The 16,577-nt window shown below is 67.1% G+C and carries 13 protein-coding genes; 8 read left to right on the forward strand and 5 right to left on the reverse strand.

What is annotated here, in order from left to right:
• The first annotated feature begins 6 nt into the window (after window positions 1–6).
• The 6 genes from infB (at window position 7) to M2351_RS00860 (ending at window position 8,709) form a co-directional block, all read left to right on the forward strand.
• Window positions 7–2,820 (forward strand): translation initiation factor IF-2, encoded by a 2,814-nt coding sequence (infB, locus tag M2351_RS00835; RefSeq protein ID WP_264654287.1) that lies wholly within the window; start codon window positions 7–9, stop codon window positions 2,818–2,820.
• Window positions 2,821–2,966: 146 nt separating this feature from the next.
• Entirely contained in the window at window positions 2,967–3,539 is a 573-nt protein-coding gene (gene rbfA / locus M2351_RS00840; RefSeq protein WP_264654288.1) for a 30S ribosome-binding factor RbfA, read from the forward strand.
• The gene (gene truB / locus M2351_RS00845) at window positions 3,529–4,467 is read left to right on the forward strand and encodes a tRNA pseudouridine(55) synthase TruB (RefSeq protein WP_264654289.1); all 939 of its coding nucleotides are present in this window, start codon (window positions 3,529–3,531) and stop codon (window positions 4,465–4,467) included. The genes rbfA and truB overlap by 11 nt, the downstream gene beginning before the upstream one ends.
• Window positions 4,468–4,482: 15 nt before the next feature.
• A complete protein-coding gene (rpsO, locus tag M2351_RS00850; RefSeq protein ID WP_209770494.1) occupies window positions 4,483–4,752 on the forward strand; it encodes a 30S ribosomal protein S15 in 270 nt (89 codons plus the stop codon).
• Between the two features lie 284 nt (window positions 4,753–5,036).
• Window positions 5,037–7,160 carry a polyribonucleotide nucleotidyltransferase gene (gene pnp, locus M2351_RS00855; protein ID WP_264654290.1) on the forward strand — a complete coding sequence of 708 codons (2,124 nt, stop codon included), beginning with the start codon at window positions 5,037–5,039 and terminating at the stop codon, window positions 7,158–7,160.
• A gap of 349 nt (window positions 7,161–7,509) precedes the next feature.
• Window positions 7,510–8,709 (forward strand): IS256 family transposase, encoded by a 1,200-nt coding sequence (locus M2351_RS00860; RefSeq protein WP_264654291.1) that lies wholly within the window; start codon window positions 7,510–7,512, stop codon window positions 8,707–8,709.
• A gap of 112 nt (window positions 8,710–8,821) precedes the next feature.
• Here M2351_RS00860 and M2351_RS00865 read toward each other — a convergent pair whose 3' ends face one another.
• The 4 genes from M2351_RS00865 to ypfJ all read right to left on the reverse strand — a co-directional run bounded on the left by M2351_RS00865 (window position 8,822) and on the right by ypfJ (window position 13,829).
• Complete coding sequence (locus M2351_RS00865; RefSeq protein ID WP_264654292.1) at window positions 8,822–11,524, reverse strand: pentapeptide repeat-containing protein; 2,703 nt, start codon at window positions 11,522–11,524, stop codon at window positions 8,822–8,824.
• 98 nt (window positions 11,525–11,622) lie between these two features.
• Window positions 11,623–11,955, reverse strand: a complete 333-nt coding sequence (locus M2351_RS00870) for a DHCW motif cupin fold protein (RefSeq protein WP_264654293.1) — start codon at window positions 11,953–11,955, stop codon at window positions 11,623–11,625.
• Between the two features lie 101 nt (window positions 11,956–12,056).
• Complete coding sequence (locus tag M2351_RS00875) at window positions 12,057–12,779, reverse strand: pyridoxamine 5'-phosphate oxidase family protein (protein ID WP_264654294.1); 723 nt, start codon at window positions 12,777–12,779, stop codon at window positions 12,057–12,059.
• 138 nt (window positions 12,780–12,917) lie between these two features.
• Window positions 12,918–13,829, reverse strand: a complete 912-nt coding sequence (ypfJ, locus tag M2351_RS00880) for a KPN_02809 family neutral zinc metallopeptidase (protein WP_264654295.1) — start codon at window positions 13,827–13,829, stop codon at window positions 12,918–12,920.
• Between the two features lie 129 nt (window positions 13,830–13,958).
• On the opposite strand from ypfJ, the gene M2351_RS00885 reads away from it, so the two are divergent.
• Window positions 13,959–14,510: a TspO/MBR family protein gene (locus M2351_RS00885; protein ID WP_264654296.1), complete on the forward strand. Its 552-nt coding sequence runs from the start codon at window positions 13,959–13,961 to the stop codon at window positions 14,508–14,510.
• Window positions 14,511–14,513: 3 nt separating this feature from the next.
• Here the strand turns inward: M2351_RS00885 and M2351_RS00890 are convergent, their stop codons facing one another.
• Window positions 14,514–15,551: a lysine-2,3-aminomutase-like protein gene (locus M2351_RS00890; protein ID WP_264654297.1), complete on the reverse strand. Its 1,038-nt coding sequence runs from the start codon at window positions 15,549–15,551 to the stop codon at window positions 14,514–14,516.
• A 63-nt stretch (window positions 15,552–15,614) separates the two neighbouring features.
• Here M2351_RS00890 and M2351_RS00895 point away from each other — a divergent pair, with 63 nt between their 5' ends.
• A complete protein-coding gene (locus M2351_RS00895) occupies window positions 15,615–16,373 on the forward strand; it encodes a glycerophosphoryl diester phosphodiesterase (RefSeq protein WP_264654298.1) in 759 nt (252 codons plus the stop codon).
• Window positions 16,374–16,577: the final 204 nt, after the last annotated feature.

The raw sequence follows: 16,577 nt of genomic DNA on the forward strand, positions 1-16,577 counted from the left end.
GAACCGATGACCGACAGCAACGACCAGGACCAAAAGAAAGTCTTGCACCTCTCCGGCTCCGGCAAAGGGAAGCTGGAGCTGAAGAAGCCGGTCGAGACCCAGGTCCGGCAGAGCTTCTCCCATGGCAGGTCGAAGCCCGTGACCGTGGAGGTCAAGCGTAAGCGGGCCGTGGAGAAGGGCGCTCTGCCGGGTGTGGCCGACGGCGGCGCCGCCGCGCGCCAGGCCGCACAGGGCATCCCTGTCCGCGGCGGTGGCGGCCAGCGCCAGCGTGGCGGTGGTGGTGGCGGCGCCGTCCGCCAGCTGACCAACCAGGAACGCGAGGCGCGCATCCGCGCTCTCCAGGGCGCTGCCCAGGAAGAGCGCCGCCGCGCCGAGGTGGAGGCCGAACTCGCCGCGCTTGCGGCGGAGGCCGAGGCCGCCCGCGCCGCCGAGGCGGCGGAGGCCGCCGCCAACGCCGACACCCAGGTGATCGAGGAAGAGCCGCAGGTGCTCGACCCCGAGACGCTGCGCGAGCGTGAGCTTGCGGAGCTGCGTGGGATCGAAGAGGCGGAACGCGCCAAGGCCGCGGAGGCCGAGCGCCGGCGCCAGGAAGAGGAAGCCAAGCGCAAAGAGGCCGAAGAGGCCAAGCGCCGCGAGGCCGAGCCGCAGCAGCGCCGCGACGGTCCGAGCGCCCGCCCGGCCGGCGGCCCCGGTGCCCGTCCGGCGGCCGGTGGCCCCGGCGCCCGCCCCGCGGCGGGTGGTCCCGGTGCCCGCCCGGCGCCCGGTGCGGACGCCCAGGCTCCGCGCGGTCCGGCTCCGGCCGGTGCCGTCCCCGGCCGCTTCGGCGACGAGGAAGAGGACCGCGGTGGTGCGCGCGGCAAGCCGGGCAAGAAGGCTCCGACTCCGGCTCCGGTCCGCAAGGCCGCTCCGGGCGCCGACCGCCGCAAGGGCTCCAAGATGACCGTCTCGCAGGCGTTGAGCGACGAGGGTGGTGAGCGCACGCGCTCCCTGGCCGCCGTCCGCCGTGCCCGCGAGCGTGAGCGGCTCCGTCAGATGAGCCGCCAGGAGACGCAGAAAGTGACTCGCGACGTCGTCCTGCCCGAGGTGATCACCGTCCAGGAGCTGGCGAACCGCATGGCGGAACGCGGCGCCGACGTGATCAAGCAGCTGATGCGCATGGGCGTGATGGCCACCATCAACCAGACCATCGACGCCGACACGGCCGAGCTGGTCATCGCCGAGTTCGGCCACCGCGTGCGCCGCGTGTCGGAGGCCGACGTCGAGGTGGGCCTGCGCAGCAACGACGATGCGGCGGCGGTCCTGGTGCCGCGGCCCCCGGTCGTCACCATCATGGGCCACGTCGACCACGGCAAGACCTCGCTTCTGGACGCCCTGCGCCAGACCGACGTGGTCAGCCGCGAGGCCGGCGGCATCACCCAGCACATCGGCGCCTACCAGGTGCAGCTGGAGTCGGGTGCGAAGATCACCTTCATCGACACGCCGGGCCACGCCGCCTTCACCGAGATGCGCGCCCGCGGCGCCAACGTCACGGACGTGGTCGTGCTGGTCGTCGCCGCGAACGACGGCGTCATGCCGCAGACGATCGAGGCGATCCACCACGCCAAGGCCGCGAAGGTTCCGATCATCGTCGCGATCAACAAGATCGACCTGCCCGACGCCAAGCCGGACCGTGTCCGCCAGGAACTGCTCCAGCACGAGCTGGTGGTGGAAGAGCTGGGCGGCGACATCCAGACCGTGGAAGTGTCGGCCAAGGCCAAGCGCAACCTGGACAAGCTGGAGGAGGCCATCCTCCTGCAGGCCGAAATCCTGGAGCTGAAGGCCAACCCCGCCCGCACCGGCGAAGGCGTGGTGGTCGAGGCCAAGCTGGAGCGTGGCCGCGGTTCGGTCGCCACCGTGCTGGTCCAGCGCGGCACCCTGAAGGTCGGCGACGTGTTCGTCACCGGGTCGGAGTGGGGCCGCGTCCGCGCGCTCGTCAACGACCGCGGCCAGAGCGTCGAGGAAGCCAGCCCGGCCAGCCCGGTCGAGGTGCTCGGCCTCAACGGCACGCCGCTCGCCGGCGACGACTTCACGGTCGTCGAGTCGGAAGCCCGTGCCCGCGAAATCGCCGAGTTCCGCCAGCGCAAGAAGCGCGAGGCGGCGGTGGCGGCCTCGGCCCGCGGTTCGCTGCAGGACATGTTCAGCCGCATCCAGGCCGGCGAGGCCAAGGAACTGCCGGTCGTCATCAAGGGCGACGTGCAGGGCTCGATCGAGGCGATCTCCAACGCGCTCGAAAAGCTCACGGCCGAGAACACCGAGGTCAAGGTCCGCGTGCTGCACGCGTCGGTGGGTGCGATCAACGAGTCCGACATCACGCTGGCGAACGCCTCCAACGCGATGGTCATCGGCTTCAACGTCCGCGCCAACCCGCAGGCCCGCGACATGGCCAAGCGCGACGGCGTCGAGATCCGCTACTACTCGATCATCTACAACGTGATCGACGACGTGAAGGCGGCCCTCACCGGCATGCTGTCGCCGACGCTCCGCGAGCGTTTCATCGGCTACGCCGAGATCCGCGAGGTGTTCAACATCACCAAGGTCGGCAAGGTCGCCGGCTGTATGGTCACCCAGGGCACGGTCAAGCGTGGCGCCGGTTGCCGCCTGTTGCGCGACAACGTCGTCATCCACGAGGGCACGCTCAAGACGCTCAAGCGCTTCAAGGACGAGGTCAAGGAAGTGCGCGAGGGTTACGAGTGCGGCATGGCCTTCGAGAACTACGACAACATCCTGGCCGGCGACATCATCGAGGCCTTCGAGATCGAGGAGGTGGCGCGCGAGCTGTAAGCCCGTCGCCATACCCCGGTTCTTCGGGCCGGTCCCTCGGACCCGGCCGTTTTCAGAGACCTGTTCGGACAAGGGCGCCCGTGCGCCCTTGTCCTGTTTTCGTGGGAGGCCAGATCCCTCCCGCACCGCTTTTCGGGATCGACACCATGAGAAAAAAACACGACGCAGCCGGCAAGCCCCCGTCCCAGCGGCAACTGCGCGTCGGCGAGGAACTGCGCCACGCGCTCGCGGAACTGCTCCAGCGCGGCGATTTCCACGACCCCGAACTGGCGGCTCTGAACGTCACCGTGACCGAGGTGCGGATCAGCCCGGACCTGCGCAACGCCACCGCCTTCGTCACGCCGCTGGGCGGCGGCCACATGGACGAGACTCTGGCGGCGCTGCGCCGGGCGGGTCCGTTCCTGCGCGGCCAGATCGCGCGCGCCATCAACCTGCGCCACGCCCCGACGCTGAGCTTCGAGGCCGACACGTCCTTCGACTACGCCAGCCACATCGACAACATCCTGCACAGCCCGGCGGTCGCCCGGGATGTGGGCTACACCAGCCTCGCTCACGTCAACGGCGACGATGACGACGATGAGGATGACCTCGACGAGGGGGACGACTCCTGGGACGAGGACGACCGCCCGGAGGATGAGGACGATCTCGACGACGAGGATGACGACCTCGACGAGGAGGATGAAGGTGAGGCGCCGCGCGGGGGCAAGCGTGGCTCGTAAGCGCAAGGGTGAGGCGATCCACGGCTGGATCGTGCTCGACAAGCCGGAAGGCCTGACCTCGACCCAGGCGCTGTCCAAGGTGCGCCGCCATCTGAACGCCGAGAAGGCCGGGCACGGCGGCACGCTGGACCCGCTGGCCACCGGCATCCTGCCCATCGCGCTGGGGGAGGCGACCAAGACCGTCTCCTACGCCATGGACGGGGAGAAGACCTACCGCTTCACCGTCCGCTGGGGCGCCCGCACCACCACCGACGACCGCGAGGGCGCGGTGGTCGAGACGTCCGACGTCCGCCCGGACGCCGACGCCATCCGGGCGGCACTCCCCGCCTTCCTGGGTCACATCGAGCAGATTCCGCCGCAGTTCTGCGCCATCAAGGTGGACGGCGAGCGCGCCTACGACATCGCCCGCGGGGGCGATGCCGTGGATCTGGCCGCCCGCACGGTCCGCATCGACCGGCTGGAACTGGTGGAGACGCCGGACGCCGACCACGCCGTTCTGGAGGTCGATTGCGGGAAGGGCACCTACGTGCGCTCCATCGCCCGCGACCTCGCCGAACGATTGGGGACGGTCGGGCACATCGCGACGTTGCGCCGCCTGCGCGTGGGGTCTTTCAACCTGGAGCGGGCGATTTCCCTGGACGATCTGGTCGCGATGGAGCAAGGTGCGGCCGTCGAAAGACTTCTGCTGCCGATCGAGACCGCGCTGGACGACATCCCGGCGCTGGCCCTGACGGACGCGGAAGCGCACCGACTGAAACACGGCCAGACGGTGGCCCTCCTCACCCGGCAGGACCGCGAGCGCCTTACGGCGATCCGCGGTGATGTTGGTGGGGATGGCACCGTCATTGCGCTTTTCGGCGGGAAGCCGGTGGCGCTGGCGCGGGTGGAGGGGGCGGAAGTCCGTCCGGTGCGCGTCCTCAACCTTTAAGATACGGAGACCCCGATGTCGATCACGCCCGATCGCAAGCAGGAACTGATCAAGGAATATTCCCGCGGTGAGGCCGACACCGGCTCGCCCGAGGTCCAGGTCGCGATCCTGTCCGAGCGCATCCGGAACCTGACCGAGCACCTGCAGGGCCACAAGAAGGACTTCCACTCCCGCCGTGGTCTGCTGGTCATGGTCGGCCAGCGCCGCCGTCTTCTTGACTATCTCAAGAAGAAGGACAACAGCCGCTACGCCACGCTCATCGAGCGTCTGGGCCTGCGCCGCTAAGTTTTGAGGCGTCCGTCCTGGTGACCGAACACACGCTCCGATCCGCCCTTGGTCCGCCGCACCAGCTCCTGGTGCCAAGGGGACCGGCGCGCTGGTCGGGGCGTTCGGCTGTTGGCGAAGGTATGTTTTGATCAGACGGCCGGCTCCGGACCTTCCGGGACCGGCCGTTTGTCGTTTTGGGTTTTAGCCTCCGTTGTGGGGTTTCATGCGGGGTCGAACGACTGGTGGCCCCGGCCTAGGCCAGCAATCCGGCGGGCCTAGGTGTCGGATGGAAGGAAGACGCAATGTTCAAGGTGTTCCGCAAAGAAATCGAATGGGGTGGGCGCAAGCTGACGTTCGAGACGGGCAAGATCGCCCGTCAGGCCGATGGCGCGGTCCTGGTCACCTATGGTGAGACCACGGTCCTGTGCACGGTCGTCGGCGCCAAGTCGCCGAAGCCCGGTGTCGATTTCTTCCCGCTGACGGTCAACTACCAGGAAAAGTCCTTCGCGGCCGGCAAGATCCCCGGCGGCTTCTTCAAGCGCGAAGGCCGCCCGACGGAAAAGGAGACGCTGGTCAGCCGCCTGATCGACCGTCCCATCCGCCCGCTCTTCGCCGACGGCTTCCGCAACGAGACGCAGGTCATCTGCACCGTGCTGAGCCATGACCTGGAGAACGATCCCGACATCGTCGCCATGGTCGGCACCTCGGCCGCGCTGACCATCTCCGGCATTCCCTTCCTGGGCCCGATCGGCGCGGCGCGCGTCGGCTACGTCGACGGCCAGTACGTGCTGAACCCGACCATGGACCGCGTCGACGGCTCCGACCTCGACCTCGTGGTCGCCGGCACCCAGGAAGGCGTGCTGATGGTCGAATCGGAAGCCAAGGAGCTGTCCGAGGAGGTCATGCTCGGCGCCGTCATGTTCGGCCACAAGAATTTCCAGCCGGTCATCCAGGCCATCATCGACCTGGCCGAAGAATGCGCCAAGGAGCCGTGGGACCTGCCCGCGCCGGCCTATGACCGCGCCGCGCTCAAGGCGAAGCTGCGCGAGACCGTGGGCGCCGACGTGGAGGCCGCCTACACCGAGACGGTGAAGCAGTCCCGCTACGAGAAGATCGGCGCCGCCAAGGCGAAGGCGCTGGAGGCTCTGGCCGAGTCCTTCGAGTCGCAGGCCATCGCGACCGAGTTCAAGGAGCTGGAGGCCGACATCCTGCGCGGCGCCGTCCTGAAGACCGGCCGCCGCATCGACGGCCGCGACACCAAGACCGTCCGCCCGATCGTGTCGGAGGTCGGCGTGCTGCCGCGCGCCCACGGCTCGGCCCTGTTCACCCGCGGCGAGACTCAGGCGCTGGTCGTCACCACGCTGGGCACCAGCCAGGACGAGCAGATCATCGACGCGCTGGAAGGCGAGTACCGGGAGCATTTCATGCTCCACTACAACTTCCCCCCGTATTCGGTGGGCGAGGCCGGCCGCATGGGCTCGCCGGGCCGCCGCGAGATCGGCCACGGCAAGCTGGCCTGGCGCGCCATCCACCCGCTGCTGCCGAAGAAGGAAGACTTCCCCTACACGCTGCGCGTGGTGTCGGAAGTCACGGAGTCCAACGGCTCGTCGTCGATGGCGACGGTCTGCGGCACGTCCCTGTCGCTGATGGACGCCGGCGCCCCGCTGGCGCGCCCGGTGGCCGGCATCGCCATGGGCCTGATCAAGGAAGACACCGGCTTCGCGGTCCTGTCGGACATCCTGGGTGACGAGGATCACCTGGGCGACATGGACTTCAAGGTGGCCGGCACCGACAAGGGCGTCACCGCGCTCCAGATGGACATCAAGATCACCTCGATCACCGAGGAGATCATGAAGATCGCTCTGGGCCAGGCCAAGGACGGCCGCCTGCACATCCTGGGCGAGATGGCCAAGGCCCTGACCGGCGCCCGCGAGGCGGTGAACGAGAACGCCCCGCGCATCACCGTGATCAACATCCCGAAGGAGAAGATCCGCGACGTGATCGGCTCCGGCGGCAAGGTGATCCGCGAGATCGTGGAGCAGACCGGCGCCAAGATCGACATCGAGGACGACGGCACGGTCAAGGTCGCCGCGGTCGACACCAAGGCCGCCCAGGCCGCCATCGACTGGATCAAGGGCATCGTCGCCGAGCCGGAACTGAACGTCATCTACACCGGCAAGGTCGTGAAGGTCGTCGACTTCGGCGCCTTCGTGAACTTCCTGGGCTCCAAGGACGGCCTCGTCCACATCTCCGAGCTGTCGCCGCAGCGCGTCGGCAAGGTGTCGGACGTCGTGTCGCAGGGCGATTCGGTGAAGGTCAAGGTCATCGGCTTCGACGACCGCGGCAAGGTCAAGCTGTCCATGAAGCAGGTCGACCAAGCCACCGGCGAAGACCTGACCAAGAAGGACGCCCCGGCCGCGCAGTGATGCTGCGTCCACTCCCTCCCTCGCGCAAGCGGGGGAGGGCGCCTATTCTCCCTCCCCCGCCCAGCGGGGGAGGGTCGGGGTGGGGGCAAGGGTTCCGACCCGCATCCAAAAGAGAAAAGGCGCCGCAAGGCGCCTTTTTTTCGTGCTGGAACAAACCGGTGGGCCGAATGCTACGAGCTATGGGCCGATGATCGCGTCCCACCGCGTGGTGTCTGAGGCGTGAGGCTGGCCCGCCGGAGCGCTCCCCCATAGCTGGCGCAGGCGGGCCGGCCGTTCGGGAGCGGCGGTCACCGTGTTCTTCGGCTAAGTTGAGGTTGCTTAACGACCATCAACCAAGACGGAGACCACGATGACCGAGGACAGGATCGCTCTTCAGGAGCTGATTGGGAAGAGCGCCGATGCCGACTTTCTGCGCGAGATGGTCGGCTTCGCCGCCCAGCGCCTGATGGAGCTGGAGGTGGAGAGCCTGTGCGGCGCCGGGTATGGCGAACGCAGCGAGGACCGCCAGACCAAGCGCAACGGCTACCGGGAGCGGACCTGGGAGACGCGCGCCGGGGCCATCGACCTGCGCATCCCCAAGCTGCGGCGCGGCTCCTACTTCCCGGCCTTCCTGGAGCCGCGCCGCACCGCGGAGAAGGCGCTAATCGCGGTGATTCAGGAGGCCTACGTGCAGGGCATCTCGACGCGCAACGTCGATGATCTGGTCAAGGCGATGGGCATGACCGGCATCTCCAAGAGCCAGGTCAGCCGCCTGTGCCAGGACATCGACGAGCGCGTGCAGGCGTTCCTGAACCGGCCGCTGGAAGGCGACTGGCCCTTTGTGTGGCTGGATGCGACCTACGTGAAAGTGCGCCAGGACGGCCGCATCGTCTCGCTCGCCGCCATACTGGCCATCGGCGTCAACAGCGATGGCCGGCGCGAGGTGCTGGGGCTCGGCCTCGGGCTGTCGGAAGCCGAGACCTTCTGGACCGATTTCCTGCGCACCCTCACCCGCCGGGGCCTACGCGGCGTAAAGCTGGTGATCGCCGATGCGCATCTCGGGCTGAAGGCCGCCGCTTCCAAGGTGCTGGGCGCCACACTTCAACGCTGTCGTGTTCATTGCATGAGGAATCTCCTCGCCTGCGTCGGCAAGGCGCACCAGACGATGGTCGCGGCCACCATTCGCACCGCCTTTGCCCAGGAGACCGCTGAGGCGGCGCATGAGCAGTGGCGCCGGGTGGCCGACAGCCTGCGGCCGCGCTTTTCCAAGCTGGCGGCGCTGATGGACGAGGCGGAGTTCGACGTGCTGGCCTACATGAAGTACCCCAAGGACCTGCGCACCAAATTGCACAGCACGAATCCTCTGGAGCGGCTGAATGGCGAGATCAAGCGGCGCACCAACGTCGTCGGCATCTTCCCTGGCGAAGGGGCGGTTGTGCGCCTCGTCGGCGCCTTGCTGCTGGAGCAGCATGATGAATGGGCGGTGGCCCGGCGCTACATGACCATGGAAAGCCTGGCCGAGCTGTGCCACCCTCACACCCCTGATCCGCTGTCCATCGCAGCGGAGTAGACCGGCGGCCTCAACCCGCCGAAGAGCACAGAGGCCCCCTCAGACACCACGCCTCGGGGCACGATCGAGCCGAATGGCAATTCATGTCACGCAATTTGGCATGGCTATGTCATCATACCGTAGCGTCGTCGGTTATTGGCGCTGCTGAATTAAAAGCAGGGGCTGCGTCGGTTGGGCTTCCTGCCTGCGATATGCCGTTGGCCCCTATAAGGTTAGCGCCTGCTAACTGGATGCCAGTCAGGTCGGCTTCCGACAAGTCGGCGTTCGTCAGGTTGGCCCCCGTTAAGTTGGCCCCCGTCAGGTTAGCGCCCATTAAGCGAGCGCCAGTCAGGTCGGCTTCCGACAGGTCGGCCCCCGTCAGTTTGGCTCCCGCCAGAACGGCGTTCGTCAGATCGGCTCCCTCCAGCCCGGTGCCCCAAAGAATCGCGCGCGTCAGGTTGGCGCCCCTCAGATTGGTGCATGTTAGGATCGTGCCCCACAGGCTGGCGTCCTCCAGTTCAGCGCCTGCAAGATTAAGGCAGGATAAGCAAGCCCAGGCGACCCCGGATTCCGACGATGCTCCGATAAGACGATGCAGGGTCGCCCCCGCTAGCCGTGGTTCGCTCGGATTATCCGGGTCCAGTCTTATGATTGACCGATTGGGTGGATCCAAGGACACCAGCACCGTGGCATGAAGCGCGCCAAGGAGAGTAACTTCGGCGTTGCGGACCTGCCGTTCTGTTTCGCGCGCCCGCAAATTCCCGCTGGGCATTGGCATGCCGTGCCTGACGCAGTCCTGGAATAATTGGGTGAGGGTTGTCCGCCAACAAGCTACATCACGCGGCCCGTCGCCTTCGCGCGGCGGTGCAGCCACCTCCGCTTGCAAGAAGTTCAACAGATCGCTATCCATCGCGGCAGGTCCGCACAGAGACAACCAATTCTCCAAGCAGCTCATTACCCTATTGCGACGGTCGCCGCCCTTTAGATCGTCATGAGCGTCTGTGATCTCGCGCACGATGCGCCTTGCGGTGAGGAATTGGCCGAAGCTTTTGTGCGTGAACTCGACGGAGTGATGCATTTGTCCAGCGTGGGCACGGCAAAAGAAACTATCCAGCAGGCTGGTCAGCGCTTCGTCGCGATTTTCTGTCAAACGGACAAGATAACGGTCAAGTCCAGCTTTTTCCAATCGGCTTTTTACCACAGGGAAAGGGACAGTTCGATCGCCTCCACTGTGCCACGCCGCAACCGCAACTTCTTCCAACATCCGTCCTAGATCGGCGCGCGGGATAATGTCCGTGCTTTCGGTCCATCCTTCCTCCGATTTCCGGTGAAAACGGTTGAGCACATGACTAAAAAGCCGGCTGTAGAGGTCGTGCATCCCTTCAATGCATGTTGCTTTATCCTGTCCTTCTAGGACTAGAACCTGGGCGAGCAGCCAGTTTAGCAAGGGTTGATCAGTGAGCGAGCCCAAATGTACATTCGTTTGGCTTAGAATATCTGGCATACGCCTTTCCCGGTCGAAGCGACGCCACCAATCTGGGCGCTGATCGAGTCCCGCCAGCTTGCGATTGTCGAACCAGTCGAGCTTTTTCGATTCTACCCGGTAACGCAGAACATGTAGCCGGGACCCCTCAACGCGAGCAATGGGGTCTGCGGATCCGGCAGCGCCTGGCCGTCCGGCCAGCAGCAGCAATACCCGCATGCCATTGCGGTTCATTTCAGACAAAGCAAAACCCAAGTTATTTACGAAGCCGGTCAGGATCGCCACCGCGCCCTGGCCGGCCTTCGCCAATTCGTCCAAACCATCAAGGATCAGCACCAGGGGGGGGCCCAAATCTCCCTTCGCTCGCTCCAGCGCGTCGTGACCCAACTCGTTCCGGACGAAGCGGGCCAGTTCGGTGGCCGCATCGCCCGTGTAGTTCAACCGGCTGAGCGGCACCAGAAGCACCCGCCGGCCCTGTCGCGCCAGCCGTGCAGCCAGCATGGCGCAGGCGCTCGACTTGCCGGAGCCCGGTTCGCCGGACAGCACCCGAATGCTGTCCCTCCGGTTGGCATTGGCAGTCCAGCAGTCCAGCGCCTCGTCAAGCCACAGAATGGGAATCCGTCTGGAATCGCTCCTCCGGGCTGCAGACGGATCCGGCAACTCACCCAGGGATGCTCGCAACGGTACGTACAGATCGTGCAGCGAGCAGCGCGGAATCTTCTCCGGATCAAGCGACCGCAAGGGCCGATGCACCGCCTCCACCAGCCGCGCGCCGTAGGCCTGCCAGTCGAGCGCCCTCTGTGCGGCCGCATCCAGCGGCGTGCTGCGAGTCACTTCGGCGAGAAGGTCGCGGTAGTCGGCTTCCCTGTCCCGGTCGCGCAGTTCGCCGGCCAGCGCCAGCGCGAACTCCTCCTGGAAGGCCAGCTGCATCGGTTCGCGCTTATCTTCTGTCACGCCGCAGGCCTTCTGCCAGCCAGCGAAGGCGTCCAGCACCGCAGCTAGGGCCGGCCAGCGCTCCGGGTCGGTGAAGGCGTCCTTGGTCAATTCCAGGGAGGTGTCGGCAGCGAGGCCGGACAGTTGGGCCTCGATCTCGTTGGGGTCGGCCTCGGCGGTGAGGGCGGGGGCGCCGCGGGCGAAACGCTGAATCGTGCGCATCGCCGCCATGTAGGCCCCGCGCTGGAGCAGCAGGCGGGCGCCTTCTTCCGCGGTCGGGTCGCCCGGCCCTTCCTTGGTGAAGGCGGTCGCCGTGTCGATGACGCCTTTTACGGCGCTGTAGAACTTCCCGTCGAAGACATCCACCGCCACCTTGGTGAGGGCGATGGAGAGTTTCTTGTTATCAACCTTGATCGACATGCGGCGCTCCCTTTCGGAAGACCGCCCATAATGGGTTGAAACCTCTCCATCACTCAACCCATGCGACAAAACGCCTGCGGACCCTTGGCGTCGCGGGGTCAGTCCACGATGAACAGCTTGGCGCCGGTGCGGGTCGAGGAGCGGTGGGCAGCGTCGCCGAAGTTGGAGACTTGGTAGCTCATGCCCGGCAGAAGCTTAAAGCTGCGCCCGTCGCGCAGTTCGGTGTCCAACTCGCCTTCCAGCACGTACAGGACATGTCCGCGGTCGCACCAGTGGTCGGCGAGGTAGCCCGGCGAATACTCGACGCTGCGCACCCGTAGGTCGCCGATCTGGAAGCTGCGCCACGTGGCCATCCCGGTTTCGCCGGGGTGCTCGGTCGGCTCGACCTTGCTCCAGTCGGTGATGGTGAAGGGCAGGGGAGGAATGTTCATGATCGTGCTCTCCGGGCCATGGCGAAATTTGCCCGACGGCTTTACCACAGAGAAAAGGCGTCCGAAGGGACGCCTTTCGTCACAGTGCCGTGAAGGGACGCTCACTCCCCGTCGAACGTCGTCCGGTGGCTTTCCAGCATCACCTCGTCCAAGCGCCTTCCCGCCGTGAAGCCCTTCAGACCCTCCGGGAAAGCCACGCCGTCCACCAGACGCGGGCAGGGCTCGGGCGTGCCGATGACCTGGGTGACGGGGATGCGGGCGGCGTAGATGGGCAGGGCGTAGTCCTCCTCCTCGTCGCCAACGCCCTTGTTGCGGACCTTGGCGCTGGCCTCCGCGATCTCCATGCCGACGACCATGGTCGCCTTGATCTCCTGCGCGGTGCTGGGGCGCAGCTCGGCGTTGCGGCCGGGGTAGAAGCGGTCGATCATGGCGTCCAGCGCGCGGACCTTGGCCTCCGGATCCTCAATGATGTGGGCCGTGCCGAAGCACATGGCGGAGCGGTAGTCCACCGAATGGTTGAAACCGCTGCGGGCGAGCACGAGGCTGTCGAGATGCGTCACGGTCAGGCAGACCGGCAGCCCCGGCTTCTGCGCCCGCAGCATGCGGCTGGCGGCGGAGCCGTGCCAGTACAGGTGCGTGCCCTCGCGCCAGAAGGCGGTCGGGGTGCAGAAGGGCTGGCCGTCGATGACGTAGGCGATGTGCGCGACCATCGCCGCGTCGAGGATCGCGTGCACGCTGGCCTGGTCATAGTGGCCGCGCTCGTGCAGCCGCTTCACCCGGTTGCGGTCGGTGACGGAGTAGGTGTCGGTGGCGGCGTCGGACATCGGCGGGGCCTCGGGCAAGGGACGTCAGGTGGTGGCGCCATTTGGCGGTCAGGCCATATGGCACGACCAAATGGTCCCTTGCGAGGTCCGGAATCGCACCTTCCTATGGGTCCATTTTGAAACGCCCAACAGCCGGTGTTACAGTCGCTCGGCCGCGAAGGTGTCGCAGGAGCGCATCTGGCCGGAGTCGAACCCCGTGCGGAACCAGCGGACCCTCTGGGCGCTGCTGCCGTGGGTGAAGCTGTCCGGCGTCACGGTGCCGCGCGATTGCTTCTGAAGGCGGTCATCGCCGATAGCGCTGGCGGCGTTCAGGGCCTCGTCCACGTCGCCGGGCTCGATGATCTGCTTCTGGCGGTTCGCCTGGTTGGCCCAGACGCCGGCCAGGCAGTCGGCCTGAAGCTCCAGCCGCACGGAAAGGGCGTTGGCGTCGGCGCGGTTGCCGGCGCTCTGCTGGGCCTGCTGCACCCGGTCGGAGATGCCCAGCAGGTTCTGCACATGGTGCCCGACCTCGTGCGCGATCACATAGGCCTGGGCGAAGTCGCCCGGCGCGCGGAAGCGGTCGCGCAGGTCGCGGTAGAAGCTGAGGTCGATGTACAGCTTCTGGTCCAGCGGGCAGTAGAAGGGCCCCATGGCCGACTGTGCCGTTCCGCATCCGGAATCAACCACGCCGGAGAACAGCACCAGCTTCGGGTCCTGGTAGGTGCGGCCCATCTGCTGGAACTGCGCCTGCCAGACGTCCTCCGTGTCGGCCAGCACGACGGAGACGAAGCGCTTCAGCTCGTCGTCGGCGCCGCTGCGCGGGGCCTGGGACTGCTCGTAGCGCTGGTCCTGCTGCTGCGGGGCGTTGCCCTCGATCAGGTCCAGCGGGTTGACGCCCAGCAGAAGCGAGACGACCAGAAGGATGGCCAGCCCGCCGATGCCGAGCCCGCCGCGCCCGATCGGGATGCCACCGCCTCCAAGGCGTCCGCCGAAGCCCCCGCGCGTGAAGCCGCCCGATTCGCCGCGGCGGTCCTCCACATTCTCACTCTCGCGCCCACCTTCCCACCGCATCGTCCGATCCTCCGGTCATCCTGGGCTCACATCCTGGACTTAGGGAAACCGCCGGAGGGCGTCGCATGTTCCTGAAAGCGGCGTCCTGTCGCGCTTGATCGCAAGCGCGGCCGTTCCATCTGGTTGGGGATGAGCTGGAACTCGACCTCTGATCCACATTTCGCCCCCACCGATCCCGGCCGCCTGCCGTTCCGGGTGCGCTGGTGGCACGCGCTGGTTTTCTGGATCCTCGCCAACCTCTACGGCTTCTTCGAGCGGGGAGGGGATCCGTTCCCCGGCTACCAGAAGTCGCCGCTCCAGCCGCCGGGCTGGGCTTTCCCAGTGGTCTGGTTCACCATCAGCCTGATCCAGCTGTGGGGCGACGTGCGGCTGCTCAACACGCCGCGGACGATCCAGTACCGCGGGGCGTTGATCGGGCTGCAAGGGGCGCTGTGGCTGCTCTACGGCAGCTTCAACTTCGCCTATTTCACGCTGGGCAGCCCGATCCTGGCGGCGGCCTGGACGATCTCCTACTTCATCATCGCGGCCTTCAGCATCGCCTTCGTCTGGAAAGATGACCGCCTGATCGCGGCCAGCTGGGTGCCGCTGGTGCTGTGGACCGGATTCGCGTCCGTGGTCGCGGTGCACGGCGTGCTGCTGAACCCCGACCCGTTGTTTGGAACGCCGGCCTATCTGCGCTGAGCGTCAGCCCCGGTACCGGTGCGTCGCCCCGGTAAAGTCCTCGACCGCATAACTCCCGTCATCGCCCTCCGGCCGCACCCATCCCTCCGCCGCCGGGGCCTTGCCGTGCCCGCCGGGGATGTCCAGCACATAGGTCGGCTGGCAGAGGCCGGAGACGCGCCCGCGCAGCCCCTTCACCAGCGCCCGCCCCTCGGCCAGCGTCGGGCGGAAATGGCTGGTGCCGGCGGCCAGATCCGGATGGTGCAGGTAATAGGGTTTGATCCGGTTGCGCACCAACCCCCGGAACAGCGCCTCCAGCGCCTCCGGCCGGTCGTTCACCCCCTTCAGAAGCACCGTCTGGCCGAGCAGCGGAATGCCCGCCTCCACCAGCTGCGCCAGCGCGCCGCGCGCCTGCGTGGTCAGTTCGTCGGCGTGGTTGACGTGCACGGCTATCCAGGTCGCCACGTCCGGCGCGGTCAGCGCCTCCACCAACTCCGCCGTGACGCGCCCCGGATCGGCGACGGGAATGCGCGTGTGCAACCGCACCACCCCGACATGCGGGATGGCCGACAGGGCCTGCACGATGTGGGTCAATCGGCGCGGCGACAGCAGCAGTGGGTCGCCGCCGGTGATCACCACCTCCCACACCTCCGGGTGCTCCCGCACGTACGCCAGGGCCGCGTCCAGCTCGTCGGGCGACAGGGCCTCGCCGCCAGGACCGACCATCTCGCGGCGGAAGCAGAAGCGACAGTAGACCGCGCAGGCGTGCAGCGGCTTCAGCAGAACCCGGTCCGGGTAGCGGTGGACGATGCCCTTCACCGGGCTGCGCGCCACGTCGCCGATGGGGTCGGCGCGCTCCTCCGGCGCGGTGTACGCCTCTTCCGCGCTGGGCACGTACTGGGCGTACAGCGGGTCGCCGGGGGATGTACCCTCCAGCGCCTCCAGCAGGTACGGGGTGAGCGCCACGGCGTAGCGGCCGGCCACATCGGCGACCGCCGCGCCCGCCTCGGGCGTCAGCAGCCCGGCATCCACCAGATCGGAGACGCTGTGCGCAGCCTTCATCACATCTTCCCGAAAGGGCATTCCATCCTATAGTAGGGGCTCGCTCTTACTCCCGCAGGCCCCATGCTGTCGACTCTTCCCCGCCTCATCGGTCACCGCGGCGCCAAGGAAAGCGCGCCGGAGAACACGCTCGCCAGCCTCCGCGAGGCCGCCCGCCAGGGTGCCCGCTGGGTGGAGGTGGACGTCATGCTGACCCGCGACCGTCAGCCCGTTCTGATCCACGACGACACGCTGAACCGCACCACCAGCGGCTTCGGCCCGGTCCCCGACCTGACGCTGGCCGAGCTGAAGCAGCTCGATGCCGGCTCTTGGTTCAATCCCCGTTTCGCCAGCGAAACGGTGCCGACGCTGGAAGAGGCGCTGGCCCTGATCCTCGACCTCGGCCTTGGCCTGAACCTGGAGATCAAGCCCTATCCCGGCCAGGACGTGCCCACCGCGCAGGTCGCGATCGACACGCTGAAACGGTTGTGGCCGGCCGATCGGCCGTTGCTCCTCTCCAGCTTCGAGGTGCCCTGCCTGGAGGTGGCGCGCGACCTGGCGCCGGACATCCCCCGCGGTTACCTGCTGTGGGACCCGCCGGCCGACTGGGTGGCCATCGCCGACCGGGTTGGGGCCGCCACGCTCAACGTCCACCAGGACCGCCAGACGCCGGAGAGCGTCGCTGCCTACCGCGCGACCGGCCGGCCGGTTCTGGCCTACACGGTCAACGCCCCGCAACGCGCGCAAACGCTGTTCGGTTGGGGAATCACCGCTGTCTTCACCGACGCGCCGGGCCGCCTCGCCGCAGCCCTGGGAAAGGACGTGCCGGAGAAAAATCCCTAACCCATGAGAAAACGACATGACGCATAGGTAAACGCCTCTGTGGCAGATTTTTTTCTAACTCCGCGAATCCGCTCGTCCGCACGGAAATTTCCTCATATATAGATCGCTCGTGGCGGCAGGACCGTCGGGAGTAGGCCTCCCGGCGGGGTTTTTCGTCGTCCGGCAGGTCATGTTTCCTGGGTGCCCGGCGTGAGGGCGCTCGTT

It is taken from the genome of Azospirillum canadense (genome assembly GCF_025961225.1).
Taxonomy (GTDB): Bacteria; Pseudomonadota; Alphaproteobacteria; order Azospirillales; family Azospirillaceae; genus Azospirillum; species Azospirillum canadense.

Coding starts and splice junctions, on each gene's coding strand:
- infB (WP_264654287.1), top strand. CDS start 7: ATGACCGACAGCAACGACCAGGACCAAAAGAAAGTCTTGCACCTCTCC.
- rbfA (WP_264654288.1), top strand. CDS start 2,967: ATGAGAAAAAAACACGACGCAGCCGGCAAGCCCCCGTCCCAGCGGCAA.
- rpsO (WP_209770494.1), top strand. CDS start 4,483: ATGTCGATCACGCCCGATCGCAAGCAGGAACTGATCAAGGAATATTCC.
- pnp (WP_264654290.1), top strand. CDS start 5,037: ATGTTCAAGGTGTTCCGCAAAGAAATCGAATGGGGTGGGCGCAAGCTG.
- M2351_RS00860 (WP_264654291.1), top strand. CDS start 7,510: ATGACCGAGGACAGGATCGCTCTTCAGGAGCTGATTGGGAAGAGCGCC.
- M2351_RS00865 (WP_264654292.1), bottom strand. CDS start 11,524: ATGTCGATCAAGGTTGATAACAAGAAACTCTCCATCGCCCTCACCAAG.
- M2351_RS00870 (WP_264654293.1), bottom strand. CDS start 11,955: ATGAACATTCCTCCCCTGCCCTTCACCATCACCGACTGGAGCAAGGTC.
- M2351_RS00875 (WP_264654294.1), bottom strand. CDS start 12,779: ATGTCCGACGCCGCCACCGACACCTACTCCGTCACCGACCGCAACCGG.
- ypfJ (WP_264654295.1), bottom strand. CDS start 13,829: ATGCGGTGGGAAGGTGGGCGCGAGAGTGAGAATGTGGAGGACCGCCGC.
- M2351_RS00885 (WP_264654296.1), top strand. CDS start 13,959: ATGAGCTGGAACTCGACCTCTGATCCACATTTCGCCCCCACCGATCCC.
- M2351_RS00890 (WP_264654297.1), bottom strand. CDS start 15,551: ATGAAGGCTGCGCACAGCGTCTCCGATCTGGTGGATGCCGGGCTGCTG.
- M2351_RS00895 (WP_264654298.1), top strand. CDS start 15,615: ATGCTGTCGACTCTTCCCCGCCTCATCGGTCACCGCGGCGCCAAGGAA.